Source organism: Phormidesmis sp. 146-33, from assembly GCF_052939515.1.
This window is the reverse complement of the sequence record NZ_JBJPHU010000185.1, coordinates 1-8,334: the sequence shown is the minus strand read 5'-3', so window position 1 is coordinate 8,334 and position 8,334 is coordinate 1. Positions and strand designations below refer to the sequence as shown.

Genomic DNA, 8,334 nt, shown 5'->3' with positions numbered 1-8,334 from the left:
CGGTCTGCCACACTCTTAAGATACAAGGGGGCTGAAGCTAAATTAAACGAAGCGAGTCACTCTCATCGAACTGACGTTAAAAAGGGGGATTTTGAATCTGGTTCCTCCCTTTTTAAGGAGGGCTAGGCGGGATCTAACCCGTTCTGCTACCAGCGAGATGACTTTTAAAACATCCTCTAAGAGGAAGGTAAACGAGGTAGGGTGAAGTGATGAACCTGTGAGAATCCTGAGAGACACCACGCAATGTCTTGACTGCCATTCAACTCATCTCCGTAAAAACGGAATCAAGAAGGGTAAGGCTGTGATTAGTAAGGCTGTGCTGAGGGTTTAAACCTGCACAAATTTTTGACAAGCTGACATCTAGAATCGAATCCCTACGCCGCCCTGGAGTGAAGTCGCTGCCCCACCTCGCTTGTAGCCGTCAAAAGCAAAAATAGCATTCCCAAAAAGCACCACATTACTGTTGGGCAGCGCGTAATCAATTCCCGGTTGCAGCACAAAGCTCGTCTGGTCACCAATGGGCGTATTGCTCCCGATCGGGATCGAAGCCCCTGCGCCAATATAGACATCCGTTTGCCAATTGACCGGAATATCGTAGGAAACCGTCGGAACGAGCGCCACCCCATCGCCGATCAAAACTTGTCCTCTTAGCGAAATCGGCGCTCTCAAAAGCTTGTAGCGACCTGCAATCACGCCCGAAGTTTTGCGATCGTCATTTTCTGCCCTGGTCAACCCAAACGACGCGCCAACCCCAACATAGCTACCGTAAGCCGCCTGCGAAAAAGCGGGAGCCTGGGTCATCAGCGAAAGACCTACGATCGTGCCACTTCCTACGGCGATCGCACCCACTCTCAAACGCAACCAATTAAGAACTTTCATCAATGAACTCCTCAGTAACCAAACGGCAGAATCAGAATCGGCTCCCAATATTTAGGGATCAAATGTTAAATAGATGACTTTAAAGGATGGTAATAATTCACCTAAAATGCCCTGAATATCATTTAATAATACTCAACAACTTCAGTTCTCAACCCTTCAATTTCAAACCCTTGTTCTTTTACTTGTTCTTTTAGAAGTTTCCATTTGAGCATTTATCAAAAACAAATTCATCGCTCGATAGATTTTCTTCTAGCAAATCAGGCGCTTCTTAAGCAGAAAACTAATCGCTCGAATATTCTTGATGCTCTAACCGTTGCGGGTTCTGTGTCTCTTATCACAATAAATTTGGGCAATTCTTAGAAACTAATAAAGATGCGTCGAATGTTCTCCCGATCGGTCTTTAATAGGCTCATGATAGAGAAGTGCTGCATCTTCACAATCGGTCATTCTCCCGATAACTTATGGATACCTCTTATTTAGTCCCAGACGATTTGCCGCCCTCCGAATGGACAGAGCAGGATGCTTGGCTGCGCCGAAGGTTAGAAGAGGCGGTCAATCGATGTTTTTATGAGTCCTGTGATGGGGTAATGCAGGCTTTGCTCATCAATTGTCACTGGGGGTTTTCGATTACAGCAAGCGCCCTGACGTTGGTGATCCATTGCCCTGACCAAGCGATCAATCTGCGGGTTTTAAACAATGTGGTGGCGATCGCCAACCTGCTCAAACCGTTCTCAAAAACTGCCAAAATTAGCATCTGTCCCCCAAATGGAGAAGCGCTTGATGTCCGCGTGGATGAAGTCTCTGTGTAGCGAGATTTGGTTTGGAGGGATGAGGGACTTCGATGATCTGTTCCCCCTTTGGGGGTAATCCGCTGCGCGACGAGGAGGGATGAATTAGAACTGGCTCGTTAGTGGGCTTTGCCAGCACCGAGGTAGAGTTCGGCGACTTTGGGGTTGTTGAGTAAATCGATGCCTCGTCCTTCAAAGCGATCGCGCCCCGCTTCTAACACATAGCCGCGATCGGACATTTCCAAAGCTCTTTTGGCGTTTTGTTCAACGAGGACGATCGCCGTTCCGCCCCGGTTGATTTCACGAATTTGCTCGAAGACACTGTTGACTAAAATTGGAGAGAGCGCAGCAGAAGGCTCGTCTAGCAGCAACAGACTGGGTTGTAGCATCAGGGCTTTACCCATTGCCAACATTTGCCGTTCGCCTCCAGAAAGCGTGCCTGCGCGTTGTTTGCGCCGTTCTGCCAGACGAGGAAATTTGGTGAAGATCTCATCTTTGAGCGGCTGCAAATTTACGTCTCTGACAAAGGCTCCCATCTCTAAGTTTTCTTCGACGGTCAGCGACGGAAAGGTATTGGAAATCTGCGGGACGTAACACATTCCCCGTTTGACAATCTGGTCTGATTTGAGTCCGACAATGCTCTCACCTTTGAACGCGATCGTGCCCTCATTGGGAGTTAGCAACCCAAAGACTGCCTTTGCCAGCGTCGATTTTCCGGCTCCGTTGGGGCCAATAATCGCCACCAATTCACCGGGGTACACCTTCATGCTTACACCCTGCAAGATGTTGAGATCCTCGATATAGCCTGCGTGGATGGTGTCAACTTCGAGAAGGGGAGAGGTCATGGAGGGATGAGGGATGAGGGATGAGGGATGAGAAGAAGCCTTGAAAGTGGGCGGTCGGAGGCTATTCGGGGGTTTTTTGGAGTTCGGGGCGTTCTTCGGGGACGATCGCACCCTCGACAGGACAAACTTGTAGACAGATTCCACAGTCGATGCAGGTGGAGAAATCGATCCAGTACCAGTCTGTGCCTTTGGTGTTTTTGCCTGGCCCAGGATGAATGCAGGCAACAGGGCAAGCGTCTACGCAGTCTGCAACGCCTTCACAAATATTTGTCACGATCGTATGGGACACGGTAGTTCTCTCAATGATGGGATGCTTTCATTATCGCTAACTCAGCGTCTCCACAACCGCCGAACCGTCTGCCTTGATCCAAGCGATCTTGGCGATCCGACGGCTTTGGGCTTGGGTGCGGATGGTTTCACGATCGAGGCTCAACTCTCCAGCACCGCCGCTGAGATCAAGTTCTACCTGGAGCGGTTCGGGTTGGTTGCGTAGGGTTTGGGCGTAGGAGAAGGCGATCGCATTCGTTTGGGGCGTTTCGGAGACGACAAGCCACTCGCTCGCAGCCGTCTGCATCGGAAGCTGACCCGTCTGCAAAAGTACTTGATGAAGCTGCTCGATTTGTAGAGAGAATCCGATACTCGGGATGGTCTGTCCTTGGGGATGAAACTGACCCAAAAGCTGGTCATAGCGTCCACCCTGACCCAAAACCTGCTGACCTGAGACGGGACTGCTGACCACCTCAAACACAATCCCCGTGTAATAGTCAAAGGTGCGAATGATGCTCAAATCAAGCACGATCGCCAACTCAGAAGCCTGGTCAGATTGCAGCCGCAAACTATCTTGTAGCAGGTCAACTAGAGATTTGAGATTGTTGACGGCTTCTTGCTGACTGTCGTCCAAATCTAATTGACTCACTTGTTGAATCACATCCGCAGGCTTACCGCGCAAATCCATCAGCACCAAGGCTCGATCGCGCAGTTCATTCGACAGGGGCAAGGCTTCGAGGGTTAATCGATCGAGATGAGCGATCGCCGTACGGACTCGGTTTCGCAGATCAGACGGAAAAACAGAGAGCAGCGATCGCGTCAGGCCCGCTTCACCCAAAATCAATGACCAGCCCTGAAACCCTAGCTGATCGAGACTGTCGATCGTCAGCAATAAAATTTCTGCATCAGCCAGCAAGCCGCCGCCGCCCAACAATTCAACGCCTGCTTGATAAAATTCTTGTTGTCCCGTGTGGCTGCCTTCTTGCGCCCGACGAAACACATTGGCGTTGTAATAAAGCCGTTGAGGAAAGGTCGATCCTGCCATGCGAGTGACCGCAGTCCGCGCGATCGAGGCCGTCAATTCTGGACGCAGCCCCAACACTTCATCATTGAGATTGTGTAATTGTAAGACGGTCGATCGCTCGATCGCTCCCCCCGCCATCAATGTATCCAATCGTTCTAGCGTCGAGGTAATGATCCGATGGTAGCCCCAGCGATAAAACACCTGCTGCAACCGATCTTCGATCCAGCGTTTTTGAGCCACATCCAAAGGCAGCAGATCTCTAGCCCCAGTGGGCGGTTGATACACCATTATTTTTTCTTTCCACCGAATAGGCCGCCAAAGAGTCCGCCGTTGGGCTTGGCGTTAGTTGGCTTGCTGGCGGGTTTTGTAGACGATTGAGATGTTGTACCGCTGGCTTTTTGCTCTAGCCACTGTTTTCCTTCGAGCGCCACGGGGTCTTGAGGATTCGCTGACAGCGCTTTGTTAAAGTGAATTTTGGCCATCGTCCCTTGATTTTGGCGCAGGTAAACCATCCCCATCAGGCTGTGACAGCGACTATTGTTTGGCTCAATTTTTAGCGCGTCTCGTAGCTCAAGGGTAGCTTTGGCATAGTTGCCTTTAGCCATAAACCCTTCTGCTCGACGGTAATATTGCTCGGCGATCGATTCTTCTTTGGGCGCAGGAGGAGTCACCACAACTTCGGCAGCAGGCGCAGGCGTGTGAGTGGCCGTTGTAAACAGTTGGGGTTTGGGTTCGACCAGTTCTCCGTTGGCTTCTCGCCGCATCACGTAGACGAGATTGAGTTCACTGATTTGAGCCGTTAGCTCGATCGCTTGGTCAAACTGCTCATATTGTCTGCCTGCGAGATCTTGTAGCGCCGTTCGATAAAAATAATCGGGATTGCTGGCGGTCATTAGCTGTTTGGCCAGGCTGCCCATGACTTCGATCGAGGGGTTGCGCTGTGCAGACTGCCCTTTGAGCTTGAGAATGAGAACGTGATCAACGCGGTTCTTTTCTTGAGACAGCTTTTCCCAGGCGGGGTTGACCATTTTTGAAAGAAGCTGATCCGCCAGCAGTCGATCGGAGTCACTCACGGCCAGTCCGCTATCAGGGTGTAGCCGCCGCGCAATTTTCAGATAGCTTTTGCGGATTTCTTTGACATCTGCCTCGATCGACACGCCCAAGACCGAGTGATGGTCAGCAAAATCCAACATGAATAGACCTCGTTGTATTTGAAAACTCATGTTGTGTCTACCTGCTTGCGCTAGATGATGTTTAGTGTATGCGATCCAGCCAGACTGATCTTATTTGTCAGACGAAATTGACTTAATGCATTGCCCAATCGTTCAGACCGACTTGTGAGCAGCCAATCAGTCTCCGCTTATTCTATAAGATTTCGCGCTTTGCTCCCAACCTCCAAAAGTGCCTGACTGAGGCTGTCATGGATCTGAGAATTGGTGGCCAAAATTCTGCCAGAACTGAGTTGAAAGGGTGTGCGATCGTAAGCCGTCACCCGGCCCCCCGCTTCTTGCACCAGCACGACACCCGCCGCCATATCCCAAATCGACAAACCTCGCTCCCAGTAGCCATCCAAGCGACCGCAAGCGATGTAAGCCAGATCCAAAGCGGCTGCCCCGTCTCGCCGAACTCCCTGCGTCAAATGGGTCAGATGGGCAAATTCAGCGTAGTTGGTATCGGAGGTTTGGCGGCGATCGTAGGCAAATCCAGTCACCAATAGGCTTTTACTCAAGTCATCGGTTTGAGAAACCTGCATGGGACGGCGATTACAGGTTGCTCCCAGTCCCTTTGCCGCGCGAAACAACTCCTGACGAATCGGATCGTAGACCACGCCGACTTGAGGAATTCCATCAATTAACAGCCCGATCGACACCGCCACAAACGGATATTGATGCGCGTAATTGGTCGTGCCGTCGAGGGGGTCGATCGCCCAGAGATAGTCACTTGCCAACCCCTCCAGTTTTCCAGATTCTTCTGCCAGGATGGGATGATCGGGAACGTGTCGATGCAGGACTTCTAGAATGGCTTTCTCGGCGGCTTTGTCCGCTTCGGTGACCAGATCGCCCGATCGCCCTTTTTCTTGAATGTCTTCTAACTTGCCCCAGTAGTTTTGCAAAACGGCACCCCCAGAGAGGGCGGCTTCGGTCGCGATGTCGAGGAAAATTTGCAGAGATTGCGGCATAAGTTGGGTTAACGGTGACGAATGAAGTCGTAAATTTTCAGATAGTCCTCACCCGGATGGTTCCACGAGTAGTCGTAGTTCATGCCCTGGAGGACTAACTTTTCATACAGTTCGGGAGCGTGTTGGTAAAGCCCGATCGCCCGATCCATCGCTGATTCTAGGGCGGACTTGTCGGTTTGATAAAACACATATCCGTTGCGTTCTTCTAGCGGTTTGGTGCCTTCGTAGTCGCGATCGAAAACGGTATCCAGCAGTCCACCTACGCCGCGCACGATCGGAACGGTGCCATATCTCAGCCCGATCATTTGCGTCAATCCACACGGCTCATAGTTGCTCGGAACAATGATCATGTCTGCCCCGGCATAGATTAAATGGGCCAACTCCTCGTTAAAGCCAAGTTCTAGATGGCAGTCGGGATTGTCGTTGAGAAATTGTTTTTCGTGGTGAAAGTGGGCGTTGATTCCGGCTTCGGTCGCGGAACCCAATAGAACAAATTGCGCGCCCTGCTTCAAACTGTGGTAAAGCGCGTGATGGACTAAATGAACCCCTTTTTGCTCATCCAATCGTCCAATAAAGCAGATCAACGGGCGATCGCTCTCTCGTAACAACAGCCGCTCCTGTAAAGCCTTCTTATTCTTTGCTTTGTTCGTTAAGTCGTCAACGCTGTAATGATGAGGAATGTAGCGATCGCTCTGCGGATTCCACACGTCGTAGTCGATGCCATTCAAAACGCCGCGAAACCGATCTTGATGGACATGCAGCGTATGACCTAACCCATAGCCTTCTTTGCTAAAGCGAGCTTCCCAGGCGTGATGTGGCGAAACGGTGGTGACAAAGTTGGAGTAGGTAATGCCGCCTTTCATAAAGTTGATCGCAAACGGATTAAAGTCATCGCGCAGGCGATCGGACTGAAAGTAATAAGCCGCCTGATTTAACCCAGTTGCCGCCAAAATTTCACTGCCGCCCATGCCCTGATGCTTGAAATTGTGAACGGTATAGCAAACGCGCTGATACTCCATCCCGTGAAATTTGTAAATCTCAAACAGCATCACCGGAACCAGCCCCGTTTGCCAGTCGTGACAGTGAATCACATCAGGCCGTTTGTTGCTTCTAAGCAAAAATTCCAGTGCCGCCTTACTAAAAAAGGCAAACCGAAAATTGTCATCTGAGCAACCGTAATAACAGCCTCGATCGAAGAAGCGATCGTCCGACTGCGGTTGAATAAAGAAGCACAGGCGACCATGTACCCAGCCACAAAATACCTGACAGCAAACCGCGCCCCCATACCAAGGCACCATCAGATCGCGGTAGGCTTCATGCAGCCCCCAAATGTGGTCATAGCGCATACAGTCGTACATTGGCAGCACCAGTTCGACGGTGTGACCCCGCATTTCTAAATCGCGGCTGAGGCCATAAACCACATCACCCAAGCCTCCCGCCTTGATGACAGGGGCGCACTCAGAGGCAACCTGCACAATGTACATATCTGTTCTCTCTTATCAGCTTTACAAAAGTTTGTTTTTCCGGTGTTCCCCTTAAAATGATACGCAACTTTGGGCCATCGTCTAGTCGTCGATCGAGAGATATCAAAAATTCTGAACAGACAATTGGATAGGACACTCTCAGTAGAAAAATCAGTTCATAAAACAACACAAACCCTTGCTAAATCAGTTCACGATGGATAAAAAGATTGATTGGTTAGCATCTCAGTAATCTGAATTGATGTATCAGAAAAACAGATTTGAGAACGCTGAAAAAACAGCAAAAATACTGGCTTAAAATACCGATACTGAGTTTTGATCGTTTCATCTAATCACTTTGTTGATGCTAAATTGATGCTAAGATTTTGCTAGACTAATCACAGGTTATCTACTTCATCATTTCTTCATAGAAAGCAGGAATATCACTCTAAAGAAAGATAGGAAACGCAAACGAATTGGTTTAGATGTGGAATAGAGATTCCTGTCTCAGTCATCAAGTCGGTCATTACAACGGGAGATTTATATGCGAATTGCTCAGGTTGCCCCATTGTGGGAGCGTGTTCCACCTCCAGCCTATGGCGGTATCGAGTTGGTCGTAAGTTTGTTAACCGATGAACTGGTGCGGCGGGGGCATGAAGTCACGTTGTTTGCATCGGGTGACTCCCTCAGTCTGGCTAAATTAGAGTCGGTGCATCCCCAAGCGATTCGTTTAGATCCGACGGTGAAGGAATACAGCGTTTATGAAATGCTGCAACTGAGTCATGTGTACGATCGCGCTTCTGAGTTTGATGTGATTCATTCTCACTTAGATTATTCGACGTTGCTCTACGCCAATCTGGTCAAAACGCCGACGATTCACACGTTACACGGG

9 protein-coding genes are annotated in these 8,334 nt (G+C 49.9%); 2 read left to right on the top strand and 7 right to left on the bottom strand.

Annotated elements, in window-relative coordinates:
• Positions 1 to 360: 360 nt before the first annotated feature.
• Positions 361 to 879, bottom strand: a complete 519-nt coding sequence (locus ACJ2PR_RS34010; protein WP_446860045.1) for a hypothetical protein — start codon at positions 877 to 879, stop codon at positions 361 to 363.
• 461 nt (positions 880 to 1,340) lie between these two features.
• Between ACJ2PR_RS34010 and ACJ2PR_RS34005 the strand changes: the two genes are divergently transcribed.
• Positions 1,341 to 1,688 (top strand): hypothetical protein, encoded by a 348-nt coding sequence (locus tag ACJ2PR_RS34005; protein ID WP_446860044.1) that lies wholly within the window; start codon positions 1,341 to 1,343, stop codon positions 1,686 to 1,688.
• A 98-nt stretch (positions 1,689 to 1,786) separates the two neighbouring features.
• Here the strand turns inward: ACJ2PR_RS34005 and ACJ2PR_RS34000 are convergent, their stop codons facing one another.
• From ACJ2PR_RS34000 to glgA, 6 genes are all read right to left on the bottom strand, one after another.
• Positions 1,787 to 2,512, bottom strand: a complete 726-nt coding sequence (locus ACJ2PR_RS34000; protein WP_446880365.1) for an ABC transporter ATP-binding protein — start codon at positions 2,510 to 2,512, stop codon at positions 1,787 to 1,789.
• Positions 2,513 to 2,573: 61 nt separating this feature from the next.
• Entirely contained in the window at positions 2,574 to 2,801 is a 228-nt protein-coding gene (locus tag ACJ2PR_RS33995) for an indolepyruvate ferredoxin oxidoreductase subunit alpha (RefSeq protein WP_446860042.1), read from the bottom strand.
• Between the two features lie 36 nt (positions 2,802 to 2,837).
• Entirely contained in the window at positions 2,838 to 4,091 is a 1,254-nt protein-coding gene (locus ACJ2PR_RS33990) for an ATP phosphoribosyltransferase regulatory subunit (protein ID WP_446868838.1), read from the bottom strand.
• Positions 4,091 to 5,026, bottom strand: coding sequence for a J domain-containing protein (locus ACJ2PR_RS33985; RefSeq protein ID WP_446880364.1), 936 nt, complete (start codon positions 5,024 to 5,026; stop codon positions 4,091 to 4,093). The genes ACJ2PR_RS33990 and ACJ2PR_RS33985 overlap by 1 nt, the downstream gene beginning before the upstream one ends.
• 137 nt (positions 5,027 to 5,163) lie before the next feature.
• Positions 5,164 to 5,982, bottom strand: a complete 819-nt coding sequence (locus tag ACJ2PR_RS33980; protein WP_446880363.1) for an inositol monophosphatase family protein — start codon at positions 5,980 to 5,982, stop codon at positions 5,164 to 5,166.
• Positions 5,983 to 5,990: 8 nt separating this feature from the next.
• The gene (gene glgA / locus ACJ2PR_RS33975) at positions 5,991 to 7,466 is read right to left on the bottom strand and encodes a glycogen synthase GlgA (RefSeq protein ID WP_446880362.1); all 1,476 of its coding nucleotides are present in this window, start codon (positions 7,464 to 7,466) and stop codon (positions 5,991 to 5,993) included.
• A gap of 520 nt (positions 7,467 to 7,986) precedes the next feature.
• Between glgA and ACJ2PR_RS33970 the strand changes: the two genes are divergently transcribed.
• Positions 7,987 to 8,334 (top strand): glycosyltransferase (locus ACJ2PR_RS33970; protein ID WP_446880361.1); only part of this gene is annotated, 348 nt, incomplete at its 3' end.